Here is a 14,830-nt window from a genome sequence, read left to right on the forward strand (position 1 = left end):
TCACCACACCAGTTGTGGGTGTGGTGACTTTGGCCGCGCTGGGCGCCCCAAATCACCACACCAGTTGTGGGTGTGGTGACTTTGGCCGCGCTGGGCGCCTGAAGTCACCACGCGGGCCCCTATGGCGAACGTGTCTATGAGAGGAGCGGGCCGGCGGGTCGACCCGCCGGCCCGGTCATCCGAATCGCTCGGTCCGGATCAGTTTCGGGTCGTGGCCCAGCGCCACCAGGATGTCCGCCACCGTCTCGACGAACCCGGCCGGGCCGCAGACGAAACAGTCCGGCTGGAAGTCCGGCGGCCATCCGTGGTTGTTCACCGTCGCGACGTCGATCCGCCGCGGCGGGACCGGCCAGCCCTCCGGCGCGGTCCGGGTGTAGACGAAATGCACGTCCAGCCCCGGATCGTCGCGGACCCGGCGGCGCAGTTCGTCGGCGTAGAGGGCGTCCTGCGGCGTACGCACCGAGTAGATCAGCCGGAACGGCTGCCGTCCGCGCGCCGCACCCCGGGCCCGGATCATCGCCATCAGCGGCACCACCCCGGAACCGCCGGCGATCAGCGTCACCGGTGCGGTGGCGGTGTCCCGCCAGATGAACCAGCCGCCGATCGGCCCGCGCACCTCGATCCGGTCGCCGGCTTCGACGACGTCCGCCAGATACGGCGAGACCTCACCGTCCTCCAGCCGCTGCACGGTGATCTCGACGGCCCCGCCCCCGACGGTCGCCGCCTCGCGGGTTCCCGCCTCAACGGTCCCGCTCTCAACGGTCCCGCTCTCAACGGTCCCGCTCTCAACGGTCCCGCTCTCAACGGTCCCGCTCTCAACGGTCCCGCTCTCAACGGTCCCGCCCTGAACGGTTCCCGCCTCGCCGGTCCACGCCGAGGCGATCGAGTAGCTGCGCTGTGCCTGGTACCCGTCCTCGGCGGTGAGCCGGATGTCGACGTGCTGGCCGGGCAGGTGGCCGGGCCAGTCCGGCACGTCGAGGACCAGGGTCCGGGCTGTCGTGGTCTCCCAGCGGGCCTCCAGCACGGTGGCGGCCCGCCAGGTCAGTCGCCGTGATACCGCTGTTCGCGCCATGGGTCCCCGTACATGTGGTAGCCGGCGGCCTCCCAGAAGCCCGGCTCGTCCTCGTGCATCATCCGCAGGCCGTCGACCCATTTCGCCGACTTCCAGAAGTACAGGTGCGGGATGACCAGCCGGGCCGGCCCGCCGTGTTCCGGGTGCAGCGGTTCGCCGTCGTACTCGTACGCGATCCAGGCCTGCCCGTCGAGCAGGTCCTCGAGGGGCACGTTCGTGGTGTAGCCGCCGAAGCTGTGCGCCATCACGTAGTCGGCCGCGGTCTCGACGTCCTCGAAGAGGGTGTCGAGCGAGACGCCTTTCCAGTTGGTGCCGAGCTTCGACCACTTGGTCACGCAGTGGATGTCCCGGGTGATCTCCTCGGCCGGCAGGGCGGTGAACTCCGCCCAGTTCCAGGAGGTCTTCTCGCCGGTCTCCGTGATGATCGAGAAATGCCAGCGGTCCAGCGGGATCCGGGGTGTCGGACCGGCGGAGAGGACCGGGAAGTCGTGTGCCAGGTACTGGCCGGGCGGCAGGTCGGGCGGCGAGTCACGTCGCCGCCCGCCGAAGCCGCGGGAGATGATGCCCATGGGATACGAGTAAAGCGCATGTTCGTTTCAGGCCGTGACGGTCCCGCTGGTGACGCCCTGCACGGCCTTGGTGGACGCCAGCACCACGCGGTACGTTCCCCCGCTGACCAGGCCGGTCATCTTCTGGCTGCCGGCCGCCTTGACGGTCCGCACGGTCTTCCAGGTCTTCTTGACGTACTGCTGGACGGTCAGCTGCTGTCCGGACGCGCCGGTCACCTTGACGGTGATCGCGCCCTTGGCGCTGCGGACCGCGGTGACCGCCGCTTTCACGCTGTACGCCGAGGTGACCGCCTTGGCGCCGGTCATGCCGACGCGTACCCGGAAGGGCTCGTTGGCGACCCGGGTCACCGCGTACGTGCCGGTCGTGCTGAGGGTGACCGTGCCGCATGTCCAGGCGCCGCCGTTGACCTGCAGGCAGGACGACGCGGTCTTGCCGGAGGCCGCCTTGCCGCCGTCGGTGACCTTGAAGGTGGTGACCGTCTTGGTGCCGTAGACGACGGTCTTCGTGGCGACACTGGTGCTGATCATCGGGCCGGCCGCGGCGGTGAGCGCGGCGTCGATGTCGATCCGGCCGTACCCGTAGTCCTTGTCGAAGCCGGCGGCGCCCAGGTCCACCGACGACTGTTCGAGGATCGCCTCGATCTGGTCCGGGGTGAGGGCCGGGTGCGCCGCCCGGAGGATCGCTGCGGCCGCGGCGACGTGCGGTGACGCCATAGAGGTGCCGTCCATGTACGCGTACGCGTTGGCGCTGTTCTTGCCGGTGGTGAGCGCAACCGGATAGGTGCTGAGGATGTTGCCGCCCGGCGCGGACACGTCGACGTAGCTGCCGTTGTTGGAGAAGGTGGCGTATTTGTCCGCGGCGGTGGTGGCCGCGACGGCGATGACACCGTCGTTGGCCGCCGGGTAGCTGATCGGGCTGCCCTGGGCCCGCTCGTTGCCGGCCGCGGCGATCACGGTCACGCCCTTGCCCCGAGCGTAGGCGATCGCGCTGGTCAGGGCGGCGAGCGGTTTGGTGGCCCCGAGCGACATGTTGATCACGGTGGCGCCGTTGTCGGCGGCCCACACCACGCCCTGCGCGGTGTCCGACATGTATCCGCTGCCGTCCGCGCCGAGCGCCCGGACCGCCAGGATCTTGGCGTCCGGGGCGAAGCCGGCGACGCCGAGGTCGTTGCCGGTGACCGCGGCGATGGTGCCGGCCACGTGGGTGCCGTGACCGTTCTGGTCGGTGGTGCCGCCGGCCGTGTTGGTGATGGCGTCGAAGCCGCCGACCACCTTGCCGGCCAGGTCCGGGTGCGATTTGTCGACCCCGGTGTCGATCACCGCGACAGTGACGCCCGCGCCGGTGGACCGTTGCCACGCGGTCGGCGCCTTGATCTTGGCGAGATCCCACTGCTTGCTGCTCAACTTGTCGTTGAGGGTGGGCACATCGGTGACGCGCACCGGGACGTCCAGCTCGGCGCCGGAGTCCATCGCCCGGATCACACCGATCGCGCTGACCTCACGGACCGAGATGACCGGGCGGCCCTCGGCGTCGAGGACGGTGCTCACCACCCGGGTGGTGCCGGGCGACGGCTGCGCTGCGGCGGGCACGGACGCGGCGGCCAGACCCGCGGTGGTGACGACCATGGCCAGGCTGCCGGTAAGGAAACGCCGCACTGAGTGGTCCTCCGCTCTCCGGTCCGGCCGTACCGGCCCGACCGGACCACCATCGCGGGTGGCGGGTGCGGGGGAGGGCCCGTGCGGTTGCGATCCGGTTGCGGCGACCGGACGTACGATCGGCCCATGCCGTTGACAGGGGAGTACGGTCCGAGCACCTCGGACTGGGCACGTGAGCAGGCAGAACTCTACGAGGCGACCGGAGGTGCCGAGGGTGGTGGCATCCAGGGGATGTCGATCATCGTATTGACGAGCGTCGGCGCGAAGACCGGGCTGTTGCGCAAGACGGCCCTGATGCGCGTCGAGCACGACGGTGAGTACGCGGTGGTCGGCTCGCTGGGTGGCAGCCCGAAGAACCCGGTGTGGGTGTACAACCTGCGGAAGAATCCCCAGGTCGAGCTCCAGGACCGGGAGGAGCGCCACGATTACACGGCGCGCGAGGTGTCCGGTGCCGAGCGGGACGTCTGGTGGGAGCGGTCGGTCGCGGCGTTCCCGAACTATGCGGAATACCAGCAGAAGACCGACCGGGTCATCCCGGTGTTCGTGCTGACCAAGGCCTAGACGCGGAGGAACCCGCCGTCCGAGGGGGCGGCGGGTTCGGCGCGGGCGGTCAGCCCTGCGCGTACGTCAGGCAGTCGGCCTTGTCACCGGAGGCACCCACGGTGATGGCCGGCGCGCGGCACTCGAGGTTCTGGTTGTAGGTGCAGTCGGCCCGCTTGCAGGCCCCGACCTGGGCGGTGGCGACACCCATGCCGCCCTGCTCGCCCGAGCCGATGAAGGTGTCGCACTCGGCGGTGCTCAGCGATCCGATCGTGATCGCGAAGGCGGTACAGCCGTCGTGGTTGTAACCGCACTCGGCGACCGTACAGGTCTGCACGCGCGGCATGTTCATCATCTGCGTCACGGTAACCAACTCCTGCGAATCGTCATTGTCGGTGCTGCCGACGATAACCCCGTCATGGAGTCGATTTCCAGTTGTGCGCGTGATCAACCGTTAAAGATTCGTCTCATTAGGTAAGGCGGCCCTATGTCATTTAGGTAAGGCAATCCTTTGTTGTGGTAAGCCATTCCTGAGGCTCCTGAGGTGCGCATCTGTCCGAAAGTGACCGGATTCAGCGGCTGGTGGTTTGGAGCGGCGAATCCAGGGTACGCATGATTTTATCGCCGGATCCGGGACCGTAGGATTCCACGGTGACGGGCGCTCCGAGCAATTCTGAAATAGCGGCCGACCAGTCATCCGGGCGGTGCAGGGAATCGGGCACGGCGCGGTTCAGCCGCCCGGTCAGACGCTCCTGGAAATCCAGATCGCGGAACGCCCCCGGGACGATCCGGTCCCAGGACCGTCCGTCCACCCGGTACGACGTGCAGACCCGCAGCCCCGGACAGCGCGGCGGGACGTCCAGGTGCGTGACCGCCAACTCGTCGACCCCGCCGGCCACCTCGACGGCGTACCGGTGGGCGACCGCGTCGAAATGCCCGGACCGGAACGCGCCCTGCCACTCGTCGCGCCCGTTGTGCGCCTCCGGCAGATCCAACCCGGGCGCCTCGGTCACGAACGGGCCGGCCCCGTGCCGGGTGGTGTACGTGCGCACCACGCCCAGCCGCCGGAACGACGGGCACAACTCGTCCACGTTGCCGAACGTCGTCGTCGACCAGGTGGTGTACGGGTGCCAGCCCCGCCACTCGTCGAGCAGCACCCCCTGCGCGCCCTCGAACACGCACGGCCCCTCGGACAGCAGCCGGCCGGTGAACTCCGCGCCGACGATCCGGACCACCGAACCGAACGCGGTGAAGGCGTCCACCACGTCGTCGAGCGGGACACCGTGCGGATCCAGTGCCTCCCGGACCTGCGCCAGGCGACGGCGCAACCGCCGGGGGGAGAGCACGTCGGCGACCCGCGGGGCGTTCGCGTGCTCCGACGCGTACGCCATGGTCTCGCCGACGCCCATGCCGCACGAACCGTGCCGGTCCGCACCCCGCGCGAGTTCCCGCCGGTGATTCGCCGCCCGATGCCACGGAGTCGCGAGCAGGGCGTCACCGTCGACCGTGAGCAGGTCGAACGGGTGCCCCAGCGCCGCAGCCTCACCGGCCAGCGCCAGCGGATCCACCACGGTGAACCGGGTCAGATGGGTCGGCACGCCCCGCAGCGTCCCCGACCCGAACTGGGCGAACGTGTGATGCCGGCCGGACTCGGTGACCACGTTGTGCGCGGCCTGAGCTCCCCCGTTGAAGCGCAGGACGGCCCGGACCCGCCCGGCGGCGCAGAGCGCGTCCACCACCGTGCCCTTGCCGGCGTCGCCGTAGCCCAGATCGACCACGGCCACATGCTCGGTCACAGCCGCTTGTTCCCGCTCTGCCCGGCGGTGATCTCGAACGGCGCGCTGCGTACCGCCGCGGTGCGCTGCAGCGGGGCGAGCGCCCGGCCCACCGACGTGCCCGCCGCCGACCCCAGATCGGCCAGGTCGGCGATGCCCTCGTGCAGGTCGATCGCGTCCTCGCCGAGACCGACGGTCAGCGCGATCGTCTCGCAGACCGCGTCCAGGTCATCGAGTTCCAGCACGTTCTGCCCGAGCAGCTCGCGCCAGCGGGCCAGCACCTCGGCGTCGCCGCCCCAGCCGGCCGCGGTCGGCAGGATGTAGTAGACGTCGTACTTGCGGCGCAGCTCCTCCAGGATCTCCTCGACCCGGATCGGCTGCCGCAGTTCGTCGCCGAGGACCGTGCGCACCTCCCGCGGCTTGACCTGCGGGTAGGGCAGCTCGTCGCCGATGATGAACAGATAACCCCGCCGGCCGCGATTGATCATCGAGTCCAGGATCGTGTGCCGGGCCATGAAATAGAGCGCCAGCTCGTAGGACTCGCGCTTCTGCCCGCCACCGCCACCCTCCAGCAGGATCCGGGCCAGTTGCTCGTCCATCCGGTTGTCCGACTCGAACTGTCCCACCTGCAGCGGTGCCCGGTCACAGGTGGCGTCGCCGATCGCACCGAACATGATCTGCGGGTCGATCGCGTAGTTCTTGCGGGTCAGCAGGCCCAGCAGCTGCGGCAGTTTGGTCTGCAGCACCCGGGGCACGGTGCCCATCGAGCCGGTCACGTCGAACAGGACGGCGATCGGCGTACTGAACGGGTGATCGTCGGAGTCCCGGCTCTCCCGCATGAAGACCCCCTGCGGGTCCAGGTCCGGGTGCGTCGTGCGGGCCCCGCTGTCGCTGTACGCGAAAGCGCTGGTCCCGGAGGCGGCCCGGTAGGTGGCCGCAGCGCTGTAGACATCGGTGGACCAGTGTCCGCTTCCCATGAGTTCCTCCTCAGTTCCGGTACCGCTGGGGGATGAGCTCGTCCAACTCGGCCAGCAGCGCCCAGGCGTCCTGCGGCCGCATCCGCGGGGCGGCGTACCGGCAGCCGTCCGCGAAACGGCGCAGCGCCACGGGCGCGCTGGGGCCCATCAGGCGGGTCATCAGGCCGGCCGCCATGAAGATGTCCGTGGCGGGACCGGCGATCCGGTCGTGCAACACCTCCGGCGGGTAGGCGGCCTCTCGTGCCTTTACTATCGCTCTCGGTCGATCCCCCGCATAGCACCAGTCGACCAGGACCAGCCCGCGGCGTGCCGGATCGATCAGAATGTGCGACTCCAGGACCGCCCCGTGGACCACGCCGGCCCGGTGCGCCCACCCGAGCACGGTCAGCAGGCGCCGCCACACCCAGAGCACCGTGCCGAGGTCCGCCTGCCCGGCCGGTGGCAGGCTCACCATGCCGCGCCGGCGCTCCAGCACGTTGACGATCCGCCGCCGGCGCTGCCCGTCCTCGTGCACGAAACTCTCGATCAGCCGCGGCACGTAGGGCCGGAACCGCGGGTCGCCGGTGTTCCACAGTCGCCGCAGGGCGTCCGCCTCGGCCTCCATCAGGTCGTTGTCGGCCGGATCCCGCGGGATCTTCAACAGGGCGTCGCCGGAGGCGTGCAACTCGGCGACGTCACCGGTCGCGAAGAGACGGCCCAGGTGGTAGGTGCCGTGCCGGGTGGCGATCACCGGATCGGGCGCCCGCTGGTGCGCCGCGTTCGGTGGCTCGGCGCGCTTCTCGTAGAGGATCGAGAGCTTGGCGAAGGCGTCCGTCGCGGTCACCCTCTGCGCCGCGCTCACGGCATCCGGGTGCACGATCCTCGCCCATCGACGGTACGCCTGACGTGAGCTCGCGTCGTTCGTCAGATCGTCGAAACTGTTCGCGGTCCGGATGCAGGCGACCGCCTCGTCGAACGTGATCATCGAACCCGGTCCTCTCTGTCGGGTCGCAGCAGAGCGGGGTGCAGCAGCTTCGCGTCCCCGGCCCGGTACAGCCTGGCCTTCGGGCCGCCCCGCTCCCCGCCGCGCGCCGAGGTCTCGCCGGTGCTCTCCACGAACCCCGGCACGGACAGCACCTTGCGGTGGAAGTTGCCGGCGTGCAGGTCCTCGCCCCACACCGCCGCGTACACCTGACGCAGATCGCCGATGGTGAACTCGGGAGCGGTGAACGCGGTGGCCAGCGGCGTGTACTCGAGCTTCGACCGGGCCCGCTCCAGCCCGTCGGCGAGCACCGCGTCATGGTCGAACGCCAGCCCGACGGCCTCGTCGACGGGCACCCAGTAGGCGCCCGCGGCGTCCGAGCCGGCGGTAGGGTCGGGCAGGCTGGGCGCGAATGCGAGGTAGGCCACCGAGACGATCCGCATGCGCGGGTCCCGGCCGGGGTCGCCGTAAGAGCGCAGCTGCTCCAGATGCACCCGGGCCAGCTCGCCCTCGCCGGGTTTGAGCCCGGTCTCCTCGCCGAGCTCCCGCAGCGCCGCCTCGTCGAGCGTCTCCGCCTTGACGAACCCGCCGGGGAGTGCCCGCTGCCCGGCGAACGGCGGGGCGCCACGCTCGACGAGCAGCACACAGAGCCGCCCGTCCCGGATGGTCAGCGCCACCACGTCGACGGTCACCGCGATGGACGGATAACGCCCCGGGTCGTAACCCGCCAGGTAGCTCGCCTCGTCCATCGCCGCGTCCGTTCTTCTCAGTGTCAGTAATGCTCAGTACGAGTAAGACTCAATCTGAGAAGAACATAGCGCGGCCCGTTGCGGGTGTCAATCGCTCTGCCTGGTGCGGCGAATGCTAGGTCGGGGGAGGCTGATCTGTCTGATATATGAGGATGTTTATGACTTTTGGGTATTGAAGCGCTGTGAATAGTTACGCTTCCGGCGAGACGGCCCGCCGTCTTTGAAGCGCGAGCGGGCCCTACCTAATCCACGAAATGCGGTTCGTAGAGACCGTAGGAGGACCCCGCATGCGCAAGTCCCTAGCTCGACCCGGCCGCCGACTCGTCATCGGTGCTGTCGCAGCGGTCACCGCCGCCGCGGCACTGGCCGGAGCAACCCCCGCCCTCGCCGCCGGTACCTTCACTCTCGGTACCACCCAGGTTGCCGCCGCCGGTGGCACTGTGCTTTACCTGTACGGCACGGGTTCGACCTTGGCCAGCGCGCTTGGTGCGCGGTTCGTCACCCCGGTGGCCGCCACTTGCCCCACTCTCTACGGCGACGCGGCGGTGACCGCCGGGTCCACCGTCGTGAACGCCGGCGCGGTGTCGAGCACCAGCGCCACCCGGGCCTACCTGACGACTCCGGCCATGACCGCCGGAAGCAGCTACAAGCTGTGCCTCTACGGTGGTGTGGCCACCGGCAGCACCACCTATGCGGGTGACACCACGGCCGACACGGTCACCGCGGTGAATGTCGGAACGCTCAACGCCTACAACGGCAAGGCGGCCGACAAGCTCACGCTGACCGCGCCGACCGGCACCTTCTCCGGAACCACCTACACCAGCCAGTTCATCTCCGGGGTCACGGCGTGCCCGTCGGCGCCCGCCACCGCCTCGGCCACGGTCATCGCCGGAACGACCGCGAAGGCCTCGGCCGCGGCCCTGACGATCACGGTGCCGACACTGGTGACCGGCACCAGCTACCTGATCTGCAACTACGCGGCCAGTGCGCTCTTTTCCCGGGCGGACCGCAGCTTCGCGGTCTTCGACACGACGTTGCCCGCGCTGACCGTCAGCCCGAACAACGGCAGCTCGGGTACCGCGACGAATGTCCTGGTGAGCGTGCCCGCCGCCAGCGCCGTCTTCACCGGTGCCGCTCCGGCGGTTCTGGTCAGCCGGAGTGCCTGCCCGGCCACCTACGCTGCCGGCGCAACGGGTATGGAGCCCTTCGCGGCGACCACCACGAAGATCTCGACCACCAAACTGGCCGTGGTCATTCCGACCACGACGATCGTCGGCGGCATGGACACCACCACGGGCTGGAACGTCTGTGCCTACGCCAGTACCTCGGGCGCGCTTCTTGCGGCGCCTGGCACGTTCAACGCCGCCCCGGCCCTTAGCGTCGCCAGTGTCACCTTCGCTGTCGGCTCCGGCTCGGCGCTCTCCACCGGCTCCGGCCCGGCGCAGGGTGGTTCGTCGGTCACCTTCGCGGGTCTGACCGGTATCCCGACTACGGCCGGTTCGATCCTGAGCGCCTCGCTCGGTGGTAGCCCGATCACCATCACCAAGGTCAACGACGCCACGTCCTTCACCGGCACCACCAGCTCGCACGCCGCCGGTGCGGTGAACCTGAGCATCACCACGGCGGCCGGCACCAAGTCGACGTCCAACACGCCGTACTCCTACAGCTATGGCATCACCGTCACGCCGAACACCGGTGCGTCGAACACCACGCCGGTTCTCGACATCCTCGGTGCCGGATTCTCGTCGCTGTCCTTCCTGGACGTCGTGACCGCGACCGCCCTGGTAGTCAACAAGTCCTACGTTCTGCTGACCGACAACACCTGGAACGCCCAGGACTTCACCACTGCGCCGATCGGTGCCCAGGCGGTCAAGGCGGTCAGCTACTGCAACACCGTGCTGCCGATCAGCGACAGCGAGATCATCTGCACCCTCGATCTGACCAAGTCGATCTCCGGTGTCGCTTCCAACGCGCCGACCATCGCCTCCGTCGCCGTGCCGAACGGCAACTACACGGTATCGGTCGTCAACTCGGGAACGGCTCTGCAGAGCACGGCGTTCAACTACTCGATCGTCTCCAGCGGCTCGGCCTTCACGGTCTCCCCGTACTGATCGATCCGGTTCAACGAGGGCTGCGGCCCGGAGCTTCGGCTCCGGGTCGCAGTGCTGTGCAGAGGTAAAGCGACTGTCAGTCCATGTCGCGCCAGTTCTTCTCCAGGACGTCGACGGCCTTGTCCCTGGACGGTTTGCCGTCCGGGTCGACGACGATGGCGACGACGCTCTTGTCCGGGGTGGTGCGCCAGCACATCAGCAGGTTGTCGCGCTTGGCCGGTTTCGGGTTGGTGCTGAACTTGAAGGTCTGCGAGCACGGCACGTCCCGGTGTTCCTCGATGCCGCCGGCCACGTACGCCAGCTCCTTCTGCCCGGTCAGGTCGCTGTGCGCGGTGTAGACCCGGACGATGCCGCCCTCCTTCAGCGAGCCCCTGGTCATCATCTTGACGTCCTCGGCCGGCGAGGCCGAGGCGGCAGTGTCGGGCGTGGCGGGGCGGTCCACCTTGATGCCGTCCTTCGCGTTCTGCCGGCGGCCCTCCTCGATCTCGGCGGCCTCCTCGGAGGTGACCGGGGCCGGGGAGGCGGTCGTCGTCGCCGGTTCGGGCTCGGTGGTGGATCCGGTGGCGGTGGTCAGGTCGGGGGAGGCGGCGGGTGCGGTCGTCGTCGCGTCGGCGCGGATCTCCTGTGCCGTGGTCGTGGTGTCGTCGCTGATCCGGCTGGTGATCAGGTAGGCGCCTCCGCCCAGGACCACGGCCAGGCCCGCGGCGCCGACCGCCAGGAGGCGGCCGGGCTGCCGGTTGTGGTGTCTGCTCATCAGGATGTTCCTCTGGTCTCGGCGGGCGGCCCGCGGTCGGGCGGGCCCGGAAACCCCATGCTGTCAACGCAACCGACATACCGGGTTGAATCCGGCAAGTGCGTCCCTGAGAGTTCGCTGGTCGCAGCCGAACCGGGCCGGTGCAACCCACGTGCAACCGAAGGAGTCCTGGGCCTTCCCCGCGCCCCGCCGATGATCGTCTTCGTTGTCGACGGAGGGAACTCGGGGAATGAAGGTTCAGCTGCGCCGGTACGCTGCCGGAGCCGTTGCCGCGGGTGCGCTCGCGGCCGTCGGGGTCCTCGCCCTGCCCACCGCGAGCGCCGCCTGGGAGCCCGTCACCTACGGCCTGAGCCAGAGCCCGGAGCAGCTGCTCCCGGCGGTGGTGTCGGTGGCCGCGCCGGCCCGGGTGGTCAGCACCACGGTCGGCGACGACGGCCGGCCGGTCGTCACGGTCACCGAGGCGACCGACAAGAAGACCGCCGTGAAGCTGGTCGAGGCGGGTCAGCGGGCGGACGACGCGGTCAGTGTCGAGGTCGACGCCGAGGTCAGCGCGCTCGACGTGCCCGCCGACAACGACCCGTACCGCGGCCAGCAGTGGGATCTCGGCAAGATCCGGGTGGGCGATGCCTGGAAGCAGTCCACCGGCGCGGGTGTGGTCGTCGCGGTGCTGGACACCGGGGTGGACGCGGCGCACCCGGATCTGGCCGGTCACGTGCTGGACGGCTACGACGCGATCACCGACTCCGCGGGCGGCGGCACCGACACCCAGGGCCACGGCACCCACGTGGCGGGCACGATCGCCGCCGCCACCGGCAACGGGGTGGGCGTCGCCGCGGTCGCCCCGGACGTGCGGATCCTGCCGGTGCGGGTCCTCGGCACGGACGGCACCGGGTACATGTCGGACACCGCCGAGGGCATCATCTGGGCCGCCGACCACGGTGCACAGGTGATCAACATGTCGCTGGGCGCGTCGGCCAAGGTCACTGCGGTGACCAATGCCATCGCGTACGCCCGGAGCAAGGGTGTGACAGTCGTGGCGGCGGCCGGCAACAGCCGTGCGCAGGGCAGCCCGGTCAACTATCCGGGGGCGGACGCGGGTGTCATCGGGGTCGCCGCCACCGACTCCACCGACACGGTCGCGAGCTACTCGAACGCGGGCGACTACGTGGACGTGGCGGCACCGGGCAGCGGCATCCTCAGCACGTACCCGACGGCCAAGGGCAACGGGTACGCCTACATGAACGGCACGTCGATGGCGACGCCGCACGTGGCGGCGGTGGCGGCGCTGCTCAAGGCGTTCCAGCCGAGCCTGACGCCGGACGGGATCGAGAGTGCGCTGGAGTCGTCCGCCGTGGACCTGGGGGCGGCCGGCAGGGACAACGACTACGGGTACGGGCGGATCGACGCGGCGGCCGCGCTGGCCGCGGTGACGCCGGCCGGCAGCACCCCGACGACAGCTCCCACGACGACAGTTCCCACTACTGCTACGACAACAGCTCCGACGACCGAACCCACGACTGCGGCCCCGACCACCGAACCGACCACGGCGGCGCCGACCGTCGCCCCGACGACCGAACCCACCACTGCGGCGCCGACGACCGCCCCGACGACCGCTGCCCCCACCACGGCCCCGACGAGCGTCGCTCCGACCACCAAGGCTCCGACGACCGCGCCCACCCCGGTCAAGACGGTCGCCAAGGTCAAGCCCGTCGTGACCAGCAACGTCAGCACCCGTGAGGTCGCCTACGGCACTGCCACCTCCACCACGTTCACCGTGAGACTGTCCGGCAAGGCGTACGCGGGCAAGGTCGTCTCGGTCTGTGTCACCGAGGCGGGTGCCGCGGTCCGCTGCACCAGCGCCCAGACCACCACCGCCGGCACGGTGGTCGTGAACCGTCCCGGCACCGCCGGATTCCGGGTCTACCTGAGCGTCCCCGAGTCGGAGACCGCGCTGGCCGCCACGTCGCCGACCGCGACCTGGACCGTCCGGGCGAAGGTGGCCGCGGCCCGCTCCGCCAAGGGCGTGATGACGGTGACACTGACCGGTGTCGCCGGCCAGACCGTGCAGGTGCAGCAGCTGGCGGGCGGCAGGTGGACGACCGTCGGAACGTTCCCCGCGGCGGCCAGGACGACGGTCAACGGCCTGACGGCGAACCAGAAGTACCGCGTGGTCGTACCCGACACGATCGCCGTTCTGGGGGTGACCAGCACGACCGTGACGACCTGACCATGCGGATGAAGGCCGGTGCTCCGCGGGGAGCGCCGGCCTTCACTGTGCGGCGGGGTCTAACCGAGCCGCGCCCACTCCTTGCCGATGATGTCCACGCTCGACGCGGTGGGTGGCTTCCCGGTCGGCACCACCGCCATCGTCACCACGCTGCGGGCCTTCGACGTGCGCCAGCAGAGCAGCAGCGTCGGCTTCTCCCCGGTGTCCGTGCCGGTGCTCATCCGCACCTTGCTGGTGCAGTGCACGCCGCCGCCGACCGCCTGGCCGTCGTCCGCGGCGAGCAGCATGTCCCGCTCGCCGGTCAGGTCGCGCTGCGCGGTCACGATCCGGATCGTCCCGGTGCCGAGCAACTCGGTGCGTTCGTTGACCGGGCCGTTGCTGAGCACGGTGACGTCGCCCCGGGACTGTTCCGGTGTCTCGGTCCCGGCCATCGTCTCCGCCGTGACGGACGGGGACGGGCTCGGAGGCGCCGGGCTGGCCTCCACCGGTGCCGCCGGAACCGTCGACTTGGACGTCGGCGTGGGGACGCGGGAGTCCACCGGCTCGGGTTCCGGTTCGTCGACGGGCACGGTGGTCTGCGGTGCCAGGGCCGCGGGTGCGGGCATCTCCGGCTGTTCGGCGTTCAGGAACTGGCTTGCCGCGAACGTCGCCCCGGCGAGCAGGGCCGCCGCTCCGGCCGCGCCGACCACGGCCTGCTTGCGGCGCCGGTTGCGGCGTTCGGGCGTGGTGGCCGCGGCCGAGGCGTACAGGCCGCTCGGGGATATCGGGTCGTGGAGTTCGTCGTCGGCCATGTCACCGTCCTCCGGGTGTGGTGAGGCATATGTGAAACCCCATGCTCCCAAAGACTGGTACATATCGGGCGGGAATCGACAGAACGCGAAAGGAACCGGCGTGCGCTGTCGCATTGTGGTCACCGGTGTCCCCGGCGCCCGATTCGGCTGCAGACCGGGCGATCGGCACGGACACGATGGCACGATCGCCGTCACCCGGACAGGGAGCCACCGTCCCCCACGGTTGACCCGGAAACGATGCACGCGCACTGTGTTGGGACACGGGTCCGCTGGCGGGCGGATCCGAAGGGGGAGGCCCTCGTGCGCTCTGCTGCGTTCCGGAACCGCCTATGACGGCGACCACCGGCCATGCCGAGGATCAGGCGGAACACGTCCCGGCCCGGCCGTCATGGGACTGCACGTCGTGCGGCCGGCCATGGCCGTGCGACCCGGCCCGGGAACGCCTGGCGGTCGGTCTGGGCCGGATCGAACTGGCGGTCCTGATGTGGGACCACCTCGAGGAGGCGGCCCGGGACATGCCGCACACCCCGGCGTCGGAGCTCTTCGACCGCTTCCTGCGCTGGACCAGCTGACCCACTGACCCACGCAGGCCGCGTCGGTTCGCGCGGCATTGCTGCAATGCAGCAATGCCGCTTGGCGGCGAGGATC

14 protein-coding genes are annotated in these 14,830 nt (G+C 70.1%); 4 read left to right on the top strand and 10 right to left on the bottom strand.

The features are described from left to right. Nucleotides 1-175: 175 nt before the first annotated feature. The 3 genes from WH85_RS52880 to WH85_RS12555 are packed head-to-tail and all read right to left on the bottom strand — an operon-like array spanning nt 176 to nt 3,297. Nucleotides 176-1,072 (bottom strand): ferredoxin reductase, encoded by an 897-nt coding sequence (locus tag WH85_RS52880; protein WP_045741995.1) that lies wholly within the window; start codon nt 1,070-1,072, stop codon nt 176-178. Further along, nucleotides 1,042-1,641 carry a sulfite oxidase-like oxidoreductase gene (locus WH85_RS12550; RefSeq protein ID WP_045741996.1) on the bottom strand — a complete coding sequence of 200 codons (600 nt, stop codon included), beginning with the start codon at nt 1,639-1,641 and terminating at the stop codon, nt 1,042-1,044. Before WH85_RS12550 ends, WH85_RS52880 begins: the two co-directional genes overlap by 31 nt. Nucleotides 1,642-1,668: 27 nt before the next feature. Continuing rightward, on the bottom strand, nt 1,669-3,297 hold the full coding sequence (locus WH85_RS12555) for a S8 family serine peptidase (protein ID WP_045741997.1): 1,629 nt from the start codon (nt 3,295-3,297) through the stop codon (nt 1,669-1,671). A 126-nt stretch (nt 3,298-3,423) separates the two neighbouring features. On the opposite strand from WH85_RS12555, the gene WH85_RS12560 reads away from it, so the two are divergent. Then, entirely contained in the window at nt 3,424-3,858 is a 435-nt protein-coding gene (locus WH85_RS12560) for a nitroreductase family deazaflavin-dependent oxidoreductase (RefSeq protein WP_045741998.1), read from the top strand. Between the two features lie 49 nt (nt 3,859-3,907). On the opposite strand, the gene WH85_RS12565 is transcribed toward WH85_RS12560, so the two are convergent. The 5 genes from WH85_RS12565 to WH85_RS12585 form a co-directional block, all read right to left on the bottom strand. Next, on the bottom strand, nt 3,908-4,288 hold the full coding sequence (locus tag WH85_RS12565) for a DUF1540 domain-containing protein (protein WP_425394643.1): 381 nt from the start codon (nt 4,286-4,288) through the stop codon (nt 3,908-3,910). 121 nt (nt 4,289-4,409) lie between these two features. Next, complete coding sequence (locus tag WH85_RS12570; RefSeq protein ID WP_045742000.1) at nt 4,410-5,633, bottom strand: adenylosuccinate synthetase; 1,224 nt, start codon at nt 5,631-5,633, stop codon at nt 4,410-4,412. Further along, nucleotides 5,630-6,589 (bottom strand): hypothetical protein, encoded by a 960-nt coding sequence (locus tag WH85_RS12575; RefSeq protein WP_045742001.1) that lies wholly within the window; start codon nt 6,587-6,589, stop codon nt 5,630-5,632. Before WH85_RS12575 ends, WH85_RS12570 begins: the two co-directional genes overlap by 4 nt. A 10-nt stretch (nt 6,590-6,599) precedes the next feature. Next, nucleotides 6,600-7,553 (bottom strand): hypothetical protein, encoded by a 954-nt coding sequence (locus tag WH85_RS12580; RefSeq protein ID WP_045742002.1) that lies wholly within the window; start codon nt 7,551-7,553, stop codon nt 6,600-6,602. Continuing rightward, a complete protein-coding gene (locus WH85_RS12585; RefSeq protein WP_045742003.1) occupies nt 7,550-8,299 on the bottom strand; it encodes an NUDIX hydrolase in 750 nt (249 codons plus the stop codon). Before WH85_RS12585 ends, WH85_RS12580 begins: the two co-directional genes overlap by 4 nt. Nucleotides 8,300-8,586: 287 nt before the next feature. On the opposite strand from WH85_RS12585, the gene WH85_RS12590 reads away from it, so the two are divergent. After that, entirely contained in the window at nt 8,587-10,410 is a 1,824-nt protein-coding gene (locus WH85_RS12590; RefSeq protein WP_045742004.1) for a hypothetical protein, read from the top strand. A 76-nt stretch (nt 10,411-10,486) separates the two neighbouring features. Here the strand turns inward: WH85_RS12590 and WH85_RS12595 are convergent, their stop codons facing one another. Next, nucleotides 10,487-11,164 carry a hypothetical protein gene (locus WH85_RS12595; RefSeq protein ID WP_045742005.1) on the bottom strand — a complete coding sequence of 226 codons (678 nt, stop codon included), beginning with the start codon at nt 11,162-11,164 and terminating at the stop codon, nt 10,487-10,489. Between the two features lie 229 nt (nt 11,165-11,393). On the opposite strand from WH85_RS12595, the gene WH85_RS12600 reads away from it, so the two are divergent. After that, nucleotides 11,394-13,391: a S8 family peptidase gene (locus tag WH85_RS12600; protein WP_045742006.1), complete on the top strand. Its 1,998-nt coding sequence runs from the start codon at nt 11,394-11,396 to the stop codon at nt 13,389-13,391. 59 nt (nt 13,392-13,450) lie between these two features. Here the strand turns inward: WH85_RS12600 and WH85_RS12605 are convergent, their stop codons facing one another. Then, the gene (locus tag WH85_RS12605) at nt 13,451-14,182 is read right to left on the bottom strand and encodes a hypothetical protein (protein WP_045742007.1); all 732 of its coding nucleotides are present in this window, start codon (nt 14,180-14,182) and stop codon (nt 13,451-13,453) included. A 329-nt stretch (nt 14,183-14,511) separates the two neighbouring features. Between WH85_RS12605 and WH85_RS12610 the strand changes: the two genes are divergently transcribed. Further along, on the top strand, nt 14,512-14,754 hold the full coding sequence (locus WH85_RS12610) for a hypothetical protein (RefSeq protein ID WP_045742008.1): 243 nt from the start codon (nt 14,512-14,514) through the stop codon (nt 14,752-14,754). The last annotated feature ends 76 nt before the right edge of the window (nt 14,755-14,830 follow it).

The organism is Actinoplanes rectilineatus (genome assembly GCF_000962825.1).
Lineage (GTDB): Bacteria > Actinomycetota > Actinomycetes > Mycobacteriales > Micromonosporaceae > Actinoplanes > Actinoplanes rectilineatus.

Excerpts from the sequence above, each read along its gene's own strand:
- WH85_RS52880 (WP_045741995.1), bottom strand. The coding sequence starts at position 1,072 with ATGGCGCGAACAGCGGTATCACGGCGACTGACCTGGCGGGCCGCCACC.
- WH85_RS12550 (WP_045741996.1), bottom strand. The coding sequence starts at position 1,641 with ATGGGCATCATCTCCCGCGGCTTCGGCGGGCGGCGACGTGACTCGCCG.
- WH85_RS12560 (WP_045741998.1), top strand. The coding sequence starts at position 3,424 with ATGCCGTTGACAGGGGAGTACGGTCCGAGCACCTCGGACTGGGCACGT.
- WH85_RS12575 (WP_045742001.1), bottom strand. The coding sequence starts at position 6,589 with ATGGGAAGCGGACACTGGTCCACCGATGTCTACAGCGCTGCGGCCACC.
- WH85_RS12580 (WP_045742002.1), bottom strand. The coding sequence starts at position 7,553 with ATGATCACGTTCGACGAGGCGGTCGCCTGCATCCGGACCGCGAACAGT.
- WH85_RS12585 (WP_045742003.1), bottom strand. The coding sequence starts at position 8,299 with ATGGACGAGGCGAGCTACCTGGCGGGTTACGACCCGGGGCGTTATCCG.
- WH85_RS12590 (WP_045742004.1), top strand. The coding sequence starts at position 8,587 with ATGCGCAAGTCCCTAGCTCGACCCGGCCGCCGACTCGTCATCGGTGCT.
- WH85_RS12595 (WP_045742005.1), bottom strand. The coding sequence starts at position 11,164 with ATGAGCAGACACCACAACCGGCAGCCCGGCCGCCTCCTGGCGGTCGGC.
- WH85_RS12600 (WP_045742006.1), top strand. The coding sequence starts at position 11,394 with ATGAAGGTTCAGCTGCGCCGGTACGCTGCCGGAGCCGTTGCCGCGGGT.
- WH85_RS12605 (WP_045742007.1), bottom strand. The coding sequence starts at position 14,182 with ATGGCCGACGACGAACTCCACGACCCGATATCCCCGAGCGGCCTGTAC.
- WH85_RS12610 (WP_045742008.1), top strand. The coding sequence starts at position 14,512 with ATGACGGCGACCACCGGCCATGCCGAGGATCAGGCGGAACACGTCCCG.